At 33.4% G+C, this 19,064-nt stretch carries 20 protein-coding genes and 1 other annotated feature; of the genes, 16 read left to right on the top strand and 4 right to left on the bottom strand.

The features are described from left to right. Positions 1-513: 513 nt before the first annotated feature. From COC46_RS22230 to COC46_RS14000, 5 genes are all read left to right on the top strand, one after another. On the top strand, positions 514-687 hold the full coding sequence (locus tag COC46_RS22230; protein ID WP_088013656.1) for a hypothetical protein: 174 nt from the start codon (positions 514-516) through the stop codon (positions 685-687). Between the two features lie 71 nt (positions 688-758). Next, positions 759-986: a binding site (T-box leader), on the top strand. Positions 987-1,055: 69 nt separating this feature from the next. Continuing rightward, on the top strand, positions 1,056-2,321 hold the full coding sequence (hisS, locus tag COC46_RS14015; protein ID WP_098810327.1) for a histidine--tRNA ligase: 1,266 nt from the start codon (positions 1,056-1,058) through the stop codon (positions 2,319-2,321). A 19-nt stretch (positions 2,322-2,340) separates the two neighbouring features. Continuing rightward, positions 2,341-4,110, top strand: coding sequence for an aspartate--tRNA ligase (gene aspS / locus COC46_RS14010; protein ID WP_098810326.1), 1,770 nt, complete (start codon positions 2,341-2,343; stop codon positions 4,108-4,110). A 165-nt stretch (positions 4,111-4,275) separates the two neighbouring features. Continuing rightward, positions 4,276-5,043 carry a tRNA threonylcarbamoyladenosine dehydratase gene (locus COC46_RS14005; RefSeq protein ID WP_088013659.1) on the top strand — a complete coding sequence of 256 codons (768 nt, stop codon included), beginning with the start codon at positions 4,276-4,278 and terminating at the stop codon, positions 5,041-5,043. Between the two features lie 94 nt (positions 5,044-5,137). Beyond that, positions 5,138-5,383 (top strand): hypothetical protein, encoded by a 246-nt coding sequence (locus COC46_RS14000; RefSeq protein ID WP_098810325.1) that lies wholly within the window; start codon positions 5,138-5,140, stop codon positions 5,381-5,383. 57 nt (positions 5,384-5,440) lie between these two features. On the opposite strand, the gene COC46_RS13995 is transcribed toward COC46_RS14000, so the two are convergent. Together COC46_RS13995 and COC46_RS13990 are read right to left on the bottom strand one after the other, a co-directional pair. Then, on the bottom strand, positions 5,441-5,659 hold the full coding sequence (locus COC46_RS13995) for a hypothetical protein (RefSeq protein ID WP_098810324.1): 219 nt from the start codon (positions 5,657-5,659) through the stop codon (positions 5,441-5,443). 97 nt (positions 5,660-5,756) lie between these two features. Continuing rightward, positions 5,757-6,188, bottom strand: a complete 432-nt coding sequence (locus tag COC46_RS13990) for a Myb-like DNA-binding domain-containing protein (protein WP_098810323.1) — start codon at positions 6,186-6,188, stop codon at positions 5,757-5,759. 138 nt (positions 6,189-6,326) lie between these two features. Between COC46_RS13990 and COC46_RS13985 the strand changes: the two genes are divergently transcribed. Further along, positions 6,327-7,616, top strand: coding sequence for a replication-associated recombination protein A (locus COC46_RS13985; protein ID WP_098810322.1), 1,290 nt, complete (start codon positions 6,327-6,329; stop codon positions 7,614-7,616). Positions 7,617-7,658: 42 nt separating this feature from the next. Here COC46_RS13985 and COC46_RS13980 read toward each other — a convergent pair whose 3' ends face one another. Together COC46_RS13980 and COC46_RS13975 are read right to left on the bottom strand one after the other, a co-directional pair. Next, complete coding sequence (locus tag COC46_RS13980) at positions 7,659-8,306, bottom strand: DUF2306 domain-containing protein (RefSeq protein WP_098810321.1); 648 nt, start codon at positions 8,304-8,306, stop codon at positions 7,659-7,661. A gap of 106 nt (positions 8,307-8,412) precedes the next feature. After that, a complete protein-coding gene (locus COC46_RS13975; RefSeq protein ID WP_098810320.1) occupies positions 8,413-10,173 on the bottom strand; it encodes a hypothetical protein in 1,761 nt (586 codons plus the stop codon). Between the two features lie 309 nt (positions 10,174-10,482). Here COC46_RS13975 and COC46_RS13970 point away from each other — a divergent pair, with 309 nt between their 5' ends. The 10 genes from COC46_RS13970 to COC46_RS13925 all read left to right on the top strand — a co-directional run bounded on the left by COC46_RS13970 (position 10,483) and on the right by COC46_RS13925 (position 19,060). Continuing rightward, positions 10,483-10,815 carry a DUF4257 domain-containing protein gene (locus tag COC46_RS13970; RefSeq protein WP_176545157.1) on the top strand — a complete coding sequence of 111 codons (333 nt, stop codon included), beginning with the start codon at positions 10,483-10,485 and terminating at the stop codon, positions 10,813-10,815. Between the two features lie 42 nt (positions 10,816-10,857). Continuing rightward, entirely contained in the window at positions 10,858-11,070 is a 213-nt protein-coding gene (locus COC46_RS13965) for a hypothetical protein (protein ID WP_098810318.1), read from the top strand. A gap of 840 nt (positions 11,071-11,910) precedes the next feature. Then, positions 11,911-12,327, top strand: a complete 417-nt coding sequence (gene cymR, locus COC46_RS13960; RefSeq protein WP_098810317.1) for a cysteine metabolism transcriptional regulator CymR — start codon at positions 11,911-11,913, stop codon at positions 12,325-12,327. Between the two features lie 45 nt (positions 12,328-12,372). Then, a complete protein-coding gene (locus COC46_RS13955; RefSeq protein WP_098810316.1) occupies positions 12,373-13,518 on the top strand; it encodes a cysteine desulfurase family protein in 1,146 nt (381 codons plus the stop codon). A gap of 27 nt (positions 13,519-13,545) precedes the next feature. Next, positions 13,546-14,664 (top strand): tRNA 2-thiouridine(34) synthase MnmA, encoded by a 1,119-nt coding sequence (gene mnmA / locus COC46_RS13950; RefSeq protein WP_098810315.1) that lies wholly within the window; start codon positions 13,546-13,548, stop codon positions 14,662-14,664. Positions 14,665-14,885: 221 nt separating this feature from the next. Continuing rightward, complete coding sequence (locus tag COC46_RS13945; protein ID WP_098810314.1) at positions 14,886-15,545, top strand: tetratricopeptide repeat protein; 660 nt, start codon at positions 14,886-14,888, stop codon at positions 15,543-15,545. Between the two features lie 34 nt (positions 15,546-15,579). After that, a complete protein-coding gene (gene recD2 / locus COC46_RS13940; RefSeq protein WP_098810313.1) occupies positions 15,580-17,937 on the top strand; it encodes an SF1B family DNA helicase RecD2 in 2,358 nt (785 codons plus the stop codon). A gap of 109 nt (positions 17,938-18,046) precedes the next feature. Beyond that, positions 18,047-18,238 (top strand): hypothetical protein, encoded by a 192-nt coding sequence (locus COC46_RS13935; protein WP_098810312.1) that lies wholly within the window; start codon positions 18,047-18,049, stop codon positions 18,236-18,238. A gap of 13 nt (positions 18,239-18,251) precedes the next feature. Beyond that, a complete protein-coding gene (locus COC46_RS13930; protein WP_098810311.1) occupies positions 18,252-18,386 on the top strand; it encodes a DUF3918 family protein in 135 nt (44 codons plus the stop codon). 119 nt (positions 18,387-18,505) lie between these two features. Further along, positions 18,506-19,060 carry a GNAT family N-acetyltransferase gene (locus COC46_RS13925; RefSeq protein ID WP_098810310.1) on the top strand — a complete coding sequence of 185 codons (555 nt, stop codon included), beginning with the start codon at positions 18,506-18,508 and terminating at the stop codon, positions 19,058-19,060. The last annotated feature ends 4 nt before the right edge of the window (positions 19,061-19,064 follow it).

The following is a 19,064-nucleotide window of genomic DNA, read 5'->3' as shown; positions in this document are numbered from 1 at the left end:
AACTTTATGGGGTCAGTACAAACTGAGAATCGCATTTAAAAATGGAAACCGCAAATAAAAACTGGAAACCGCAAATAAAAACTGAGAATCGCAAATAAAAATGAGGAATCGCAAATAAAAACTAAGAATCGCAATTAAAAACTAAGAATCGCAAATTAAAACATGGAATCGCAATTAAAAACTGAGAATCGCAATTAAAAACTCGGAATCACAATTAAATTCTGAGGAACAGATTATTATCCAAAAAAATGGTGATTTTTTTGGATAATTTTATAGAATCTACCTGGTTTTTATTACAAATACAAAATAAAATAAGCAAGACCTCACATAAATAACTAAAATCCCATTAAATCCTTTCGCATATACAATTTTTTATGACGATATAAATTGAATAGAAATACTCAAATTTTACACATTTTCACCTATGTCGCAAGAACTGAATTTACTTTAGTTGATTAATCCATGTAATATTTGGACATCCTATAAACAACATACTTGGAAGGAGACTGCAACATGAGAATAAATAACCGTAATAGTCTAGGATCAGGTAGAAAAGGTGTCTTAAATATGGATTTTCATGAGTTTCAAAACAGAGGACAAGAATCCAATTCATTAGAGATGGCTAGCGAGTTTGGATTAACTTTAAGAGAAGTTCGTGATTTAAAAAGACAGTTAGAGCGTTCGTAAAAAAATTTTATCTGTCCTTGACATTTATTGTATCCGAACGTAAGATATTAAATAACATATTGATACATAGTAACATTCCATAGACGGAGAAAAGTAGGATAGGAACTCTTGTAGAGAGAGGAAGTGCCGTGGCTGAGAGCATTTCCACAAGTAGACTATTTGAAAGACACTCCCGAGGTTTTATTCTGAACGGAATCTAGTAAGGATAAACGTAATCGGCGTTAACGATGAAAGTGGGAGAACAGTTTATCGTTCTTCAATTAGGGTGGCACCACGGGCTTATAACTCTCGTCCCTACTGATTTTATTTCAGTAGGCACGAGGGTTTTTTGTATTTTTATAAAGGTTTATTATTTAGGAGGATTTACAATGTCGATTAATATCCCAAGAGGTACCCAGGATATTTTACCTGGTACGATTGAAAAATGGCAGTATATTGAAAAGTTTGCAAAGGATTTATGCAAGCGATATAACTATAACGAAATTCGTACGCCAATGTTTGAGCATACTGAATTATTCCAACGAGGAGTTGGGGATACAACTGATATCGTTCAAAAAGAAATGTATACATTTACTGATCGCGGAGATCGTCAATTAACATTACGTCCAGAAGGAACTGCGTCAATTGCTCGTTCTTATGTTGAACATAAAATGTTCGGAAGTAGTAATCAACCTACAAAGTTATACTATATTGGTCCTATGTTCCGTTATGAACGTCCACAAGCTGGTCGTTATCGTCAATTTGTACAATTCGGTATTGAAGCATTAGGAAGTAATGATCCATCAATCGATGCTGAAGTATTAGCACTTTCAATGGACCTATATCGTGGTCTTGGTTTAAAAAATGTTAAATTAGTTATTAATAGTTTAGGGGATTTACAAAGCCGTAAAGCACACCGTGAAGCACTTGTTAATCACTTCAAACCAGTTGCAAATGAGTTATGTAGCGATTGCAATAAGCGCTTAGAAACAAACCCATTACGTGTGTTAGATTGTAAAAAAGATCATGATCACCCATCTATGAAAACTGCACCTTCAATTTTAGAATATTTAAATGAAGAGTCATTAAACTATTTTGAAGCTGTTCAATCTTATTTAACAGCTATGAAAATTCCATTCGAAATAGATGCGAATTTAGTACGTGGTTTAGATTATTATAATCACACTGTATTTGAAATCATGATAGAAGGTAAAGGATTCGGTACAATATCAACTTTAAGTGGCGGTGGTCGCTATAATGGTTTAGTTGAAGAAATCGGTGGTCCAGATACACCTGGTATTGGTTTCGCGTTAAGTATCGAGCGTTTATTATTAGCTCTTGAAACAGAGGGGATCGAACTTCCAGTCCAACAAGAAATGGATGTATTTTTAATCGCACTTGGAGAAGAAGTGAAAAAAGATGCAACTGCTATCTTATATCAATTACGTAAAGCTGGTCTTGTTTGTGAAAAAGATTACCAAGATCGTAAAATAAAAGCTCAATTCAAAGCAGCAGAGCGTTATAAAGCAAAATTTGTAGCTGTTCTAGGTGAGGAAGAATTATCACGCGGGGTCATTAATTTAAAAGACCAAGAAACTGGTGTACAAGAGGAAGTCGCATTAGACATCTTTGTTAAATACGTAAGCTCTAAATAAACAAATGGGGGAATTGAAAATGGAACAACGAACGCATCTATGTGGAGAACTAAGAGAATCTCATATCGGTCAAAGTGTAACACTTAAAGGTTGGGTACAAAAAAGACGTGATTTAGGTGGATTAATTTTCATTGATCTACGTGACCGTTCTGGACTTGTGCAAATCGTTTTTAATCCTGAAACTTCAGGTGAAGCATTAGCATTAGCGGAATCTGTGCGTAATGAATTTATTCTTCATGTTCAAGGGCAAGTAGTATCTCGTGGTGAAGGTACAGTTAATACAAATCTTGAAACTGGAGCAATTGAAGTTTCTGCAGAAAAGCTTGATATTATTAACAAAGCTAAGAATCCTCCATTTGCGATTGAAAATAAATCAGAGGTTGCTGAAGACCTTCGCTTAAAATATCGTTATTTAGATTTACGTCGTCCGGTTATGTATGACACATTTAAATTACGTTCAAAAATTACAAAATCAATTCGTGATTTCTTAGACGGTGAAGACTTCTTAGAAGTTGAAACACCAATTTTAACGAAGAGTACACCGGAAGGAGCTCGTGACTATTTAGTGCCTAGCCGTGTACATCCAGGTGAGTTTTATGCTTTACCACAATCACCTCAAATATTTAAACAATTATTAATGGTTTCAGGCTTTGAGCGTTATTTCCAAATTGCACGATGCTTCCGTGATGAAGATTTACGTGCTGACCGTCAGCCAGAATTTACTCAAATAGACATTGAAACTAGTTTCTTATCTCAAGAGGAAATTATGGAAATGACTGAAAGAATGATGGTTAAAATGATGAAGGAAACAAAAGGTGTTGAATTAGTAACGCCACTTCCTCGAATGAGCTATGCGGAAGCGATGAATCGTTATGGTTCTGATAAACCAGATACTCGTTTTGGATTAGAGTTAATCGATGTTTCTTCTTTCGCAAAAGAAAGTGGATTTAAAGTATTTACTTCAGCGGTTGAAAACGGTGGCCAAGTTAAATGTTTAAACGTAAAAGGTCAAGCAGCAAACTATTCACGTAAAGACATTGATGGTCTTCAAGAATATGCTGGTCGTTATGGAGCAAAAGGCCTTGCTTGGTTAAAGCTTGAAGAAGATGGTTTCAAAGGACCAATCGCTAAATTCTTTAGTGAAGAAGAATTTGCTACATTAAAATTAGCTGTAGAAGCCGAAGCTGGTGACTTAATTTTATTCGTAGCGTCAGATGCCTCAGTCGTTGCAAACAGCTTAGGCGCACTTCGATTAAAACTAGGTAAAGATTTAGATTTAATTGATCAATCTAAATTCAATTTCTTATGGGTCACTGAATGGCCATTACTTGAGTACGATCCAGAATTAGATCGCTACTTTGCGGCTCATCATCCATTCACATCACCTGTTCGTGAAGATATAGCAAAATTAGATTCTGAGCCTGGTAGTGTAAAAGCTCAAGCTTATGACTTAGTATTAAATGGCTATGAGCTTGGTGGTGGATCAGTTCGAATTTACGAAAGAGACGTCCAAGAAAAGATGTTCAAGTGCTTAGGATTCTCAGAAGAAGAAGCGCAAGCGCAATTTGGTTTCTTAATGGAAGCATTTGAATACGGGACTCCACCACACGGCGGAATTGCGTTAGGTTTAGACCGTATCGTAATGTTACTTGCAGGTCGCACAAATTTACGTGACACAATTGCATTCCCTAAAACGGCGTCAGCAAGCTGTTTATTAACAAATGCACCAAGTCCAGTTTCTTCTGCACAATTAGAAGAATTAGCGTTAAAAACAACTGTAGAAGAGTAAAATAAAAAGGAAGGGTGAAGGAAGTGAATTTCTTAACCCTTTCCTTTTTCTTGTTGAAAGATTAAGAAAAAATCTGTATTTCTTTAATTCAAGCTTGATGTAAATAGCTTGTATCATGTATATTTAAATCATTGTAATCTGATTAAGATAGTGGGAGTTGAATAAATGTTACACCAATTTTCTCGTAATGAGCTTGCTTTTGGTAAAGCAGGTTTGGAGCGATTACAAAACAGTACGGTTGCTATTTTAGGTATTGGAGGAGTTGGCTCATTTTCTGCAGAAGCTTTAGCGCGTTCTGGAGTCGGTCGTTTAATTCTAGTGGATAAAGATGTTATTGATATAACAAACGTGAATAGACAAATTCATGCTTTATTATCGACTGTTGGAGAGCCTAAAGTAGAAATGATGAAGCAACGTATTCTTGAAATTAATCCTGAGTGCGAAGTAATTACTCATAGAATGTTTTATACAGAAGAAACATTTGAAAAGTTTTTCGAAATTCCATTAGATTTTGTAATTGATGCATCTGATACAATTACATATAAAATTCACTTAATTAAAGAGTGTCGCCGTCGTGGAATTCCACTTATTTCAAGTATGGGTGCTGCCAATAAGATGGATCCAACACGATTTAAAATTGCAGATATTTCCAAAACAACACATGACCCGATTGCAAAGGTTATTCGAACTAAACTTCGCAAAGAAGGTATTCAAAAAGGGGTTACAGTTGTTTATTCAGATGAAAGCCCAATTGTCATTCGCGAAGATGTACGTAAAGAAATCGTGCCAGATGAAAATACAAAAATTCGTAAAGCAAAAATGCCACCATCTTCAAACGCATTTGTACCTTCAGTTGCTGGCCTGATCGCAGCTAGTCATGCTGTACGTGAATTAATTAAAGATATTGAAATTAAGCGTGTAGGAAAAGAATAAAAACAACTTAGTGGGCAGTCTGACTGTAGGAATTAATTTCCTACAGTTTTTTTATTTATAATGCAAAAACTACCTTCAATAGGAGGTGTTTGTAATGAATAGAGCTTTGAAAGTGTTATGTACTTTCGGATTATCTTTAACAATATTAACTGCATGTAGTGGTAATAATGACATGGAAAAAGATCGAACTCAACAAAATGTAGACAATTTATCCAATCAGATAAATGTACTATCTAAAAATAAAAATAATGTCGTCGAGAAAAAAGGTAGAGTTGGTAATGATGGCGTTGTTAACGACATGGAATCGGTTAAGTTGAATAAGAGAAAACCTAGTAAGTAAAATAAAGCCCCCAATTAGATTGGGGGTTTCAAACTTTTAGTAGCTTTCTTAGTTGGTTTACATATTTAAATCCTTTTCTTTTTTAATTCTATTTTTACGTATCCTCACAAACTGACGTCCAATAATTGAAATTCCAATTAATATAACAACAAGAAATAAAATTTGAATATATGATAAATTAAAGTATTTAGCACCTGTAACAATTAAAAGTGTTGAAAGTGTACCTTTAATAATAAAAAATATAATGATCCAAAGACCGCCTTTTTTCCAATTCATTTATGATACTCCTTACTTTGCATGCATTTTGTTACTTCATTATACAATAGTACGAGATTTAATAACCTGTGAATGTTTTACAGTATTTTGTCTAAAGTTAATCAACTAGATTGATTAATACTTTTTGTTTCTTTTGGATGAATGTTTTTGCATTAATTATTTTCTTATTTAAATCTTCATTTTCTTGTTTTATTTTTCTAATTTTTTCTTTCAGTAGACTATTTTGTTTTTTAATTCGAAGATTTTGTTCTAAATTTTTTAAGAATTGGATGCTCATTTCTAAGTTCAATGAGGAATGATTTATAGGCGTATTTAATTCGGTAAATTCATAAGAATCCTTTATTTCATTATTTTGTTTTTTTGATATTTTTCGGTATCGAGAAGCACATGCAGCTTTTGTTCGATTAATAATATTTGCTACCATTTCAAATGCCTCTTGTTTGGATTTACCTTTATTTTCATACTTTTCAACTATTTCAATTAATGTATGTTCATCTTCAGTTGACCATTTTGTTTTAGGAGCATTCATTTTTTTCACCTTCTTAAATTCATCTAATATTATCTTCACCAAATAATTTGTTTAATAAAGAGAAATATTTTCAGGTGAAGATGAAAAATGTTTCCAATTCATTTACAATAGAAGGAAGAGTTTAAAGGAGGGGGAAAAATGAGTCATGAACCTCTAGCGTACCGTATGAGACCAAGAACAATTGATGAATTAATTGGTCAGGATAAAATTATTGGAAAAGAATCAGCTTTATATCGATTAATACATAACGGACGAGTTCCTTCTATGTTAATTCATGGAGAACCTGGAATAGGTAAGACATCGTTTGCATATGCGATTGCTGGTACTGTTGATAAGCGATTTGTAACTGTTAATGCGACTACTTCAGGTAAAAAAGAACTTGAGGATATTGTTCATGAAGCAAAAATGTTCGGTGAGATTATTCTTTTTGCTGATGAAATTCATCGTTGGTCGAAACTACAACAGGATTATTTATTATCATATGTAGAAAGTGGTTTTATTACTTTAATTGGAGCGACAACTGAGAATCCATATCACGATGTAAACAGTGCGATTAGAAGTCGCTGCAACCATATACTAAAACTAGATCCGCTTTTACCAAAACATATTTATAAATTATTAGATAAAGCCTTAAGAGATGAAGATAGAGGGTTAGGTCAATTACAAATCCAAATTTCAGAAGAACAAATTTTAAAAATTGCTCATGGAGTAAATGGTGATGCGAGGTCCTCATTAAATATTTTGGAATCAATTGTCTACGGTTCTCCTAAGGAATCAGACGGAACAATTGTAGTTCAAGATGAGATTATTGATGAGTTTCTTCGTTCTAAAGGATTTAATCACGATAAAAATGGCGACTTTCATTATGATACATTGTCTGGATTTCAAAAGAGTATTCGCGGAAGTGATGTTAACGCTGCACTATATTATTTAGCGAGGCTAATTGAAGCAGGTGATATAACTAGCATCATACGGAGATTATTAGTTATTGCTTACGAGGATATCGGATTAGCTGGCGATCCTTGGAAGGTTGTATTAGCTTGTGAAGCGGCAAAGCAAGTTGGATTTCCTGAAGCAAGAATTATTCTTTCAAATGCAGTAATTGAACTGTGTTTGTCATCAAAATCTAATTCTAGTGTTACATCAATTGATCGTGCATTAAATGATGTGAGAAGTGGGCTACATGATGATATTCCAGCACATTTAAAGGATAGCCATTATGCGGGAGCTAAGGATATGGGGCATGGGATTGATTATATTTATCCACATGATCATCCATTAGGAAATTTTGGCGGTTGGGTAAATCAACAATATCTTCCAGAACGACTTGTGAATCAAGTTTACTATAAACCAAAAGAAGCAGGGAACGAAAAACGTTATGGAGCTATTTTTGAAAAACTACAACAGTTCAAGAAAAATCAAAAATAATACATAAAAAAAGAGAAGGTAGTTTTAAGCGAGATTATTCGCCTAAACTACCTTCCTTTTTTTATTCTCTCTTTTTAAAATTCCCCATACTATAATAATGAAATTAATGAATAATCCTAGCCATATATTAACGTTTAAAGCTTCTTCAACCATGCTCTCTCTACCACCAGGGATATGAAATCCATTTAGTAAAAAGTAAACTAAAAATATAATTGGCACTAAAAGTCTACCACTGACTGCTACTAAAGTGATTCCGAAACTTCGAGTCATCCAGATTTTATGAGTACTGAAATCTTTCTTCTTTGCACTAAGAACTCCCTTTAATGTAGTGAAAATCCATAATATAGCTAAAACAAGGAAAGAAATTGCCTTTGAAAAATTATCAATATAAAGAGTAACAATTAATGCAAGAAGCCCACTTATATAAACACTAATATAATAAATCTTACCAATTATACGATGGGTTCGAGGATTACGAATTCTAATGTCTTTAACAAATTGTAAGAAACCAGCAATTAAAGCGATAAATGCAAAAAAGATATGTGTAATTAAAGCAGGGAATTGAATTGAAGCTGAACTGATTTGGATACGACTATTTTCAGGAGATAGTAGAAAATAAGGAGCCATAAAAGGAATGATGACACAAAGCGAAAAAATAAATAAAATCCACCAACTTTTTTTAGAATACATAAAAAAACTGCCTCCGTTATTTAGTGTGAAAATCTAATTAAGCAATATCATATCAACTTAATATGAACGGAGCATGAATAAAAAAGTCGAGATAATATCTCGACTTTTAAGCACTTACATCATTATCAAAAACTTCTTTATTTGGAGTTTCTACTAAATGATTTGTTAATAGTTTTATTTCGAATAAAAGTAGTTCAGGGTTTATAAAAGTTGATGGAATTGATAAAATCTCTTCGTCATCATGATCATAGAAAACAATATAATTTACTTTTCGTTGATATGCAGCCAATTTACCTTCGTTTTTACCCCATTTTCGAAGTTCAATTGTTATCCGGTTTATCTTATGAAGCTCAATTGACTTCAATTCTTTTCCCTTTTTTAAGCTTAGCTGTCTACTAGTTAAAATAACTTTCGATTCTTTTCGAAGTTGGATTGTGGCATACACTTTAAATAAGAAAATAAGCCAGAGTATAGATAGCAATAAAAAATAAATAGGATCATGATTACCAAAAGCAGTACCGGTTCGCATAGCCGTTAGAAAACCAAGAAAATAAGTCCCAAAATGCCAAGGTGGCTTCGATTCCAAAATGACTTCTTGCCCTATTTTATCGCTTTCCTCTTTATTTAATAATTCAAGTTGATTCTTATGTTCATCCTCAGTATATTTATCCCAATTTGTAAATGCCGTTATTGTTTCATCAAAAAATCGAGGACTAGGAATATTTTCAGTAATATATGCACCTACATATGCAGCCATCCAATCTTTTTCGTTCCAGTTTTCTTGATGACTGCGAAATCTAGTTAAATAATAAGTTACTTCTTGTTCATAATAGTTTGAAGTATCATAGCGTTTTATAACTTCGATTTCGTCAGGTATAATCCCGAACTCCTCATGAGCAATTAAATAAAGGAACAATCTGTTTTTTACAAAACTTTGTTGATGTTCTTCCGTAAAAGTATATAAATCATTTTTTGAGACTTCATTTAGTTTTGTATAAAACCATACAGCTGATTCTATATTGTGGGCACAGTAATCAAGAAGTTCCTTTTTAATTTGAACGCCTTGTCCCATTAGTGAGATTACAGCATCAACCTTTAAATAAGGATCCTTATACTCAAGTGATTCTACTAAATATTCACGAATACAGTCATCAAAAAAATATTGCATTAACTGAAGGCAAATCCCCATCTCAGTTCGAACGATAAGGTAAGATTCCTTCCAAGCTTGGTACACATATTTTAAATTGTAATCTTGATCGTAATGTAAATATGAATCTAATTTATGCTTATAAAACAGTTTAATTTGCTCTTTCACATATTCGTTTTCAGCAAATGTAAAAGGAAGAGTAATTGAATTCCTTTTACATAGAAGAATCAAGTGGAAAATAGAAACAGAAGTTTCTTCATTTTCGATTAAATATAATAAATTTTTTACAATATCTGGAGCCCAATTTGTCTCCTCGAAAATAAATTGAACATCAATATCCAGTGAAAATCGATTAATATTTTTTTTGATAATTCGTATATAAGCATCTCTAGCTGATTCGGATTTAAGATTTATTAATAAATATAGGGCTTGAAGTTTTGCGCGTTCACTATATGATTCAAAATTCTTTTCGATTGGCGTTATTAATTCTGGGAGTTCAAACTCTGAACAAAAACCGACTAAATGATAACTTCCATCATCCCAATCTTCTATTGATTTCGGGAAGCTATTTCCCGCTTCTTCCAATAAAAAAATTAACGATTCAATAGAAGCACTTGAACGAAGAGACTTCCTAAGTTGGTCAATTCCTTTTGCTCGCTGATATAAATCCTGATGACGTAGCTGTTTTACTATGTTCTTGAATTTTCTTTGTATGGCCAACTTATAACCTCCTCTAGCTTCTTTTTAAATCAAATATATCATATTAAGGGTAATGGGAAATAGTTAAATAGACTTATAGTCTATTTGTTTAATTAATAAAACAGGACTTTTAACTTGTTTTTTGTTTTAATTGGATAAATTTTACAAATTGTTTTGAAAATTAATTTTTAAGCTTTTATAATAATAAGTACAAGCTGTTCATACTTTAATATAGAACTTGTCCAATCCTAGCGATCATTTCGATAAACTTATTCTCGAAACGAAAGTAGGAATTTTTTTTGTACCTAAAATTAAGAATGGAGGATGAACATGGTTAAGCTCTATGTCTTGGCGATCGTCATTGGTGGAGTGACCGGATTTATTTTTCACATCTTGTTTAACAAAGGTACGATTATGCTCCCAGTGAGACGAAAGAAAGGCTTTTATTTAGGATTTCTTGCGGACATTTTATTTGGAGCAACAGCCTCGACATTATTTGTTTCTTTATTTATACCAGAGAACATGCTAAAGGATATACGTATGGTAATTGGATACTGTATATTAGCTGGCCTCTCATCACAGAGCTTCCTTTTAAGTAGGGCACTTAACACTGAACGGGAAAGGGTAAGTTCACTGCATAATATTTCAAAGCAAATAGTATAGTAGTTTCAATAATATTCTTAGCTGAAATGAAGGAGGCATGTAATGAGGCTAGTGTTAACACCTGAAGAGAAAGCGATTTATTTAGATTTATTAGAGGATTTATTAAATGCTGATACCGAATACGAAATAAAAAGCATCGAATTCAACATCTTAAATTTTTTAAATAACATAAAAGAATCTCGAAAAAATGTTGAAGATTTCGATGAAAAAGCGGCAACTGCTCAATTCGTGCGAGCTGGGAAGTTGAAAAGTTAAGTAGAAAAAAATCTAAAAGAAAAACACCTTCTATGTCGTTTAGATAAACTAGATGACATAGTGGGTGTTTTTTTATTACCATAGAGACACATACCCCATCTTATGAGTAAGAAAAAAAGGCCAATTAGCGTTTTTAGTAACTCATGAGGCTTTCATGAGTAAGAAAAAATGGCCAATTAGCGTATTAATTAACTTATGAGGCCTTCATGAGTAAGAAAATAAGTCCAATAATCGTTTTTAGTAACTCATGAGTCTTCATGAGTAAGAAAATAACTTCTATTAGCATATTAATTAACTCATGGGCCCTTCATGAGCAAGAAAATAACTTCTATTAGCATATTAATTAACTCATGAGCCTTCATGAGTAAGAAAATAAGTTCAATAATCGTTTTTAGTAACTCATGAGCCCTTCATGAGTAAGAAAATAGGACCAAATATCGTTTTAATTAACTCATGAGCCCTTCATGAGTAAGAAAAAAAGCCCAAATATCGTTTTTATTAACTCATGAGCCTTCATGAGTAAGAAAATAAGTCCAATAATCGTTTTTAGTAACTCATGAGCCCTTCATGAGTAAGAAAATAAGCCCAAATTTCATTTTTAGTAACTCATGAACCCTCATAAGTAAGTAAATTTCTACATGGTAATCAAAAAAAACTAAAAATTATTTCCATACGATTTTTATGTTAGATATTACACTTTTCCAATTGGATTAGGCGTATTTTTTCCCAGACATGTGAATTTATAGTATAAATAGTGTACAATATTTGTATTACTACAGTTTAAAAATAGGATAAAACAGATAAAAATAAGAGATACAGTTTATTGAACGGAGTGAATTAATGAAGATTTCAACTAAGGGAAGATACGGACTGACAGTTATGATTGAATTAGCTAAAAGATATTGTGATAAACCAATTTCACTTAAAAGTATTGCGAAAGCACAAAATCTTTCTGAGCATTATTTAGAACAAATTATCTCTCTATTACGAAATGCGGGATTAGTTAAGAGTATTCGTGGAGCATATGGTGGGTATATTTTAACAAAGGAACCAAATGATATTTCTGCAGGCGAAGTGATAACTGCTCTTGAAGGATCGTTATCTCCAATCGAAAATCTAGAGGATGAAAATCCTGCGCAAAGAGAGTTATGGACTCGAGTTCAGAAGGCGATTAATGAAGTGTTAGATCATACTAGTCTTGAAGACTTAGCTAAATTAGAATCTGATGATTTAAATGGATATATGTTTTATATATAATTTTAGTGCGTTTGAACGCTTCATCAAAGAAAGGATTTAATAAAAATGGAACGTATTTATGTAGATCATGCTGCAACTTCTCCAATGCATCCTGAAGTTATTGAAAAGATGGTTGTAGAAATGCAAGAAACTTTTGGAAATCCATCTAGTATTCATTCTTTTGGTCGACAAGCAAGGCAAAAGATTGATGCTGCACGCATGATTTGTGCCAATAGTATAGGAGCAAAAGTTAACGAAATTATTTTTACGAGCGGTGGAACTGAGAGTGATAACTTTGCAGTTCGAGGTGCTGCTTATGCAAATCAAAAATATGGTAAGCACATTATTACCTCAAGCATCGAGCATCATGCTATATTACATACATGCAATGCTCTTGAAAAGGAAGGCTTTGAGGTTACGTATTTACCTGTTGATCATACAGGTCGTGTGAATGTAGCGGATGTAAAGGCTGCACTGCGTGATGATACGATTTTAGTATCTATTATGATGGTTAATAATGAAATCGGAACAGTTCAACCAATTAAAGAAATTGGTGAACTTCTTAAAGACCATAGAGCTCATTTCCATACAGATGCAGTACAAGCTTACGGCTTAATTCCTATAAATGTTGAAGAACTTGGTGTCGACTTTTTATCAATTTCCTCACATAAAATTAATGGGCCTAAAGGTGTAGGATTTCTTTATATAAGTGAAAATGCGATTTTTACGCAATTACAATTCGGTGGACAGCAAGAACGAAAACGTCGTGCAGGTACAGAAAACGTTCCTGGGATTGTTGGATTAGCAAAAGCTGTGGAATTAATTCAGATTGAAAGAGAAGAGCGTGTAAAAAGTTATTTACGTTTTCGCGAAATTTTAATAAGTGTCCTTAATGAAAATGGAGTTCGTTTTGAAAAAAATGGAAATGAGACGTTTTTTGCACCACATGTGTTAAACTTATCATTTGAAGATATTTCAATTGAATCATTTTTAGTGAATCTTGACTTATCAGGTATAGCAGCTTCAAGTGGATCTGCTTGTACAGCTGGTAGTATAGATCCTTCGCATGTTTTAGTTGAAATGTTTGGAATTGATTCACCTAAAATCCAATCTTCAATTCGATTCAGTTTTGGTTATGGAAATACAGACGAACAAATTCGTATACTTGGGGAGCGTGTATCTTCAATTGTAAAACGATTAGTTAAAATATAAATTTTAAGGTGCGAGAGGATATTATTTATGAATAAAAAAGATCCAAAAGACACTCGCGTAGTAGTAGGAATGTCTGGTGGTGTAGATTCATCTGTAACGGCATATTTATTGAAGCAACAAGGATATGATGTCATCGGGATTTTTATGAAAAACTGGGATGACACAGATGAATTTGGTGTATGTACAGCAACTGAAGATTATGAAGATGTAATTGCAGTTTGTAATCAAATAGGAATTCCGTATTATGCAGTGAATTTTGAAAAGCAATATTGGGATAAAGTGTTTACTTATTTTTTAGATGAATACAAAAAGGGTAGAACACCAAACCCTGACGTAATGTGTAATAAAGAAATTAAATTTAAAGCATTTCTTGACCATGCAATGACACTAGGTGCTGATTATGTAGCAACTGGTCATTATGCTGGGGTTGAGTTTCGTGACGGTGAATATAAAATGTTACGAGGCATCGATAGCAATAAAGACCAAACTTATTTCTTAAATCAGCTTGGCCAAGAACAATTATCGAAGGTTATGTTTCCTCTTGGAGGCTATTTGAAGCCAGAAATTCGTAAAATAGCTGAAGAGGCAGATTTAGCAACTGCTAAGAAAAAAGACAGTACAGGAATTTGCTTCATTGGCGAACGTAACTTTAAAGAATTTCTTAGTAACTATTTACCTGCTCAACCTGGCGAAATGAGAACGATGAGTGGGGAAGTTAAAGGGAAACATGATGGACTAATGTATTATACGATTGGTCAACGTCATGGTCTTGGAATTGGTGGAAATGGTGATCCTTGGTTCGTAGTAGGAAAAGACTTAGAAAATAATGTTTTATTAGTTGAACAAGGATTCCATAACGAGCTACTTTATAGTAATGAAGTACTCGCTTCAGATATTAGTTGGACATCTGAAAAGCCAAAAGAAGGATCATTTACATGTACTGCGAAATTCCGTTATCGCTCAGAAGATAACGAAGTAACAGTTCAAATTTTAGATGATAATTCAGTAAGAATTCTATGTCATGAAAAAATTCGTGCAATCACTCCGGGACAAGCCGTTGTATTTTACGACGGAACAGACTGCCTAGGTGGAGGAACAATTGACCGTGCATTTATTGATGGTAAAGAATTAACGTATTTAAGATGATTTTAATCACCCCAATCATAATGGTTGGGGTTGTTTTTTTTGAAAAGAAATAACCAATTGGACGTGATAAATTTAAAGAAACGTTCCTTTGAAATGTATACGGCGGTGTGATAGTGTTAAATAGATAAATTATGTTTTGGTTATTTCTAAAAAGTTTAGTAATGATATTAAAATGGTGATAATCCAATATAATTGAAAGTAAATACATAGAGGTGTTATACATGAATAATTTTGAACGTGGAGTAGCAGCCCTTCAAGACGGAAATTTAGAAGATGCAGCTAATTATTTAACAAAGGAAATTGAAGAAAATCCTACTAATTCATTAGCTTATGTAAATTTTGGACAGCTTTTACTTTCGATGGGTGATGTAGAACGCGCTTGTCGCTTTTTTGAAAAGGCTTTAGAAATCGATCCAGAATTAGCAGCAGCTCATTATGCAGTTGGGACAGTGTATTTTGAGGATGGAAAGTTTGAGTTAGCAAAAAATCATTTTCAACATTGTGTGAAACTGGGCATGAATGATAGTGATGTACATTTTATGATTGGATTATGCTGTGTAAATAATGGAGATGATCGTTTTGCACTTCCATTTTTTCAACGAGCAATTGAGCTAAACGAAAAAGACGTCGATGCATTATTCCAATATGGTCTTACTTTAGCAAAGTTAGAGATGTTAGAGGAAGCAAAAGTAAATTTAGAAAAGGTATTACAATTAGATGAACAGCATGCTGATGCACATTATAATTTAGGGATTATTGCGATGTTTAATGATCAAGTTGAAATTGCTAAAGATCATTTTAATAAAGCGATTGAAAATCAAGATGATCACATGCTTGCTATGCATGCATTGAAAGTGATTGAAAATAAAGAAGAAGAATAAGTTTTTTTAGTTTTAAGGCTTGGGAGGTGGAGAAATGCAAACGCAAAGTGAAATGGAATTGTTTGTTGATGAGACACCTTATATTAAAGGGAATGTCACAACAATTATCTTTTATAATGCAGAAAATTTTTATACTGTTGCAAAGGTAAAAGTGGTCGATACAAATTTATCAAATTGTGAACAGGAAATGACAATTACTGGGAATATTCCAAGAATGAATGAAGATGAGTCATATACATTTAAGGGGATCGTAAAAGACCATCCAAGGTATGGTAAACAATTTCAAATTTCATCGTTTGAAAAAGAGCTTCCATCTACTAAAAAAGGGGTTATCCAATATTTATCATCAGATTTGTTTAAAGGAATTGGAAAAAAAACGGCCGAGAAAATTGTTAATCATCTAGGTGAAGGTGCGATAAATAAAATTTTAGACAACTCTGATAGCTTAGAAGCTGTTCCCGGGCTGGCAAAAGCAAAGGCTAAAGAAATTTATGAGACCATTTTATCTCATCAAGGTCTTGAAAAAGTAATAAGCTTTCTAAGTAGCTACGGAATAGGAACAGGCTTATCAATTAAAATATATAAGACTTATAATGAATCAACTCTAGATGTCATTCGAACAAATCCATTTAAGTTGATTGAAGATGTGGATGGAATTGGATTCGGAAGAGCAGATGAAATTGGTCGAGCAATTGGAATTACAGGAAATCATCCTGATCGGATACGAGCGGGTTGTATTTATATTTTAGAGCATTTATCGATGCAAGAAGGACATGTTTATATTACGCAAGACCAGTTTATTGACGAAACTAGACAATTGTTAATGAAACAGGATAAAGAGCTTGTCGAAGCAGTCGACATTTCTCGGGAAATGAAACGATTAGTCGCTGACGGAAAGCTTGTTATGGAAGATGAGCGGATTTATTTAGCTGCTCTTTATTATGCTGAAAAAGGAATTGTGAATGCGATTCAAAAATTATTGAGCGATGCTCCTGATCTTGGTGAAATGACTGAAGCTAGATTTGCAAAAGAGTTAGAAGAACTCGAAGCAAAAATGAAAGTAAAATATGCACCTTCGCAAGCACAAGCGATTAAAAAGGCCATGGAGTCTCCTATGATGGTTTTAACAGGTGGGCCAGGTACAGGGAAGACGACGGTTATTAAAGGTATTGTTAATCTCTTCTCGACAATACATGAACTATCATTGGATCAGCATTCTTATCCGAAAGATGATCCATTCCCATATTTGCTTGCTGCACCTACTGGCCGAGCGGCAAAACGCATGAGTGAAGCAACTGGATTACCGGCAGTTACAATTCATCGATTACTTGGTTGGACAAGAGAAGGAGAATTTAGCCATCATGAGGAAAACCCACTTAATGGAAAATTACTGATCATTGATGAGTTTTCAATGGTTGATGTCTGGTTAGGGAATCAATTATTAAAAAGCATTCCTGAAGGCTGCCAAGTAATTTTTGTAGGTGATGAGGATCAATTACCTTCAGTTGGACCAGGTCAAGTTTTAAAGGATTTATTAAACTCCGGTACAGTTCCAACGGTACGTTTAAAAGATATTTACCGTCAATCTGAGGATTCTTCAATTATTTCATTAGCACATTATATTAAAGATGGAACAATCTCGGAGGATTTATTTGAGCAAAGAAAAGATCGATCATTTATCGGTTGTTCAAGTCAACAAGTTGTCGATGTCGTCAAAAAAGTGTGTGAAAATGCCAATAAAAAAGGATTTCCTGTAAGAGATATTCAAGTACTTGCACCAATGTATCGTGGACCAGCTGGAATTGATGCGTTGAACGAAGGGTTACAAGAGGTTTTTAACCCTAAAAAAGAAAAACAACGTGAAATGATTTTTGGTGATACAACATTCCGCACAGGTGATAAAGTACTTCAGCTTGTAAACGTTCCAGAAAATAATGTCTTTAATGGAGATATGGGTGAAATTGTGAACATTTTTTTCGCAAAAGAAAATGTAGAACAACAAGATCTTATCATCGTATCGTTTGATGGAAATGAAGTGACCTATACTAGACCTGACTTTTCTCAATTAACACTTGCTTATTGTTGTTCAATCCATAAGTCGCAAGGAAGTGAATTTGATATTATTGTGCTTCCAATTGTAAAAAGTTATTATCGAATGCTGCGAAGAAATTTAATCTACACAGCAGTGACTAGAAGTAAGAAATTCCTAATTATGTGCGGAGAACAAGATGCATTTATTCAAGGGATCGGAAGAACTGATGATGGACAACGACAAACTACTTTATGTATGAAGTTAAAAGGGATTGAGAATGGTGAAGTACCAATAAATGACGATTTACCTTTTCAGCTTTCAGACGAATTACCAAATCTTTCACCTTATGATTTCATGTAATTGACTAAGAATATATAGTGCAAGACGATTCCTGTACTAACGTATATTTTTATGAAAATTTGGTCACAATGCTTAGAAACATTGCCTTTTTTAGGCTAAGGGAGCGAGCATTGTGATTTGTCCAAATTGTCATAGTAAAGACTTAGGGAAGATTGGTGTAAATCAATATTATTGCTGGGGATGCTATATTGAACTAACAATTAATAAAGGCATGATTTATACCCACCAAGTTGAAGAAGATGGTACGTTAAGTTCGTTAGATGATTTGTTTGACGAAGAGGATCGAAAACTTAGTATGTAGGAGTGGGTAATTAATGGCTAGAAAAAGCTCTTTATTAGGTTTAGGTTTAGGTGCAGGTGCACTTGCGATGAAATTAGCGTACGAAAATAAATGGCTTTCTTCAAAAAATATGAAACGCATGAGAAAGTCATTGAAAAAAATGCTTTAATTTTTAAGGCACATGTCTCTATAGACATGTGCTTTTTTATGTTCATTAGAAATTAATCATTGAAAACTTTTCCATGCTCTTATATCATGTTTTAAAAGCATGGAAAAGAGATGGTAATAATGGGAGTGGAGATAAGTCTTGTTAAAAATAATTTAAAATTTGTGGAGCAGGTTTTTAAGTTATCATCTGATCCAGGTGTAAAGGACACTTTAGGAATTAAAGTCGATAAGATTGAGGATACAATTGGATTTATTAATTTTATTATTCAACAGGAATTAGAAGGTAAAGTAGTAAATCGTATCATTTTGAATAAGCAGGATGAGGTAGTTGGAATGACAACCTTAAAGCATATCGACCGAGGAGATGGCGTTTGTCATATTGGTACTTGGATTGGAGTTCCATTTTGGGGTGAAGGATATAATGAGGCATCAAAAATTGAAATTTTAAAAATTGCTTTTAATGAGTTGAAAATGGACTATGTAATTGCAGGTGCAAAACAGTCAAATACTAGATCAAGGCGTGCACAAGAGAAGTTACCTTATCTGACAGTTGGTGTTGAGAAGGAATTTCCAAAGGAACTAGCGATCATTGAAAAAGAAGCAGGGACTAAATGCGTATTGAATGTTGTAAAGCGAGAAGATTTTACGAATTTCATAGCTGGTCACATAATTTAATTGA

Source organism: Bacillus sp. AFS041924 (genome assembly GCF_002577195.1).
Lineage (GTDB): Bacteria > Bacillota > Bacilli > Bacillales > Bacillaceae_G > Gottfriedia.
Note: the sequence above shows the minus strand (reverse complement) of the source record. Positions and strands in the feature narration are given on the sequence as shown.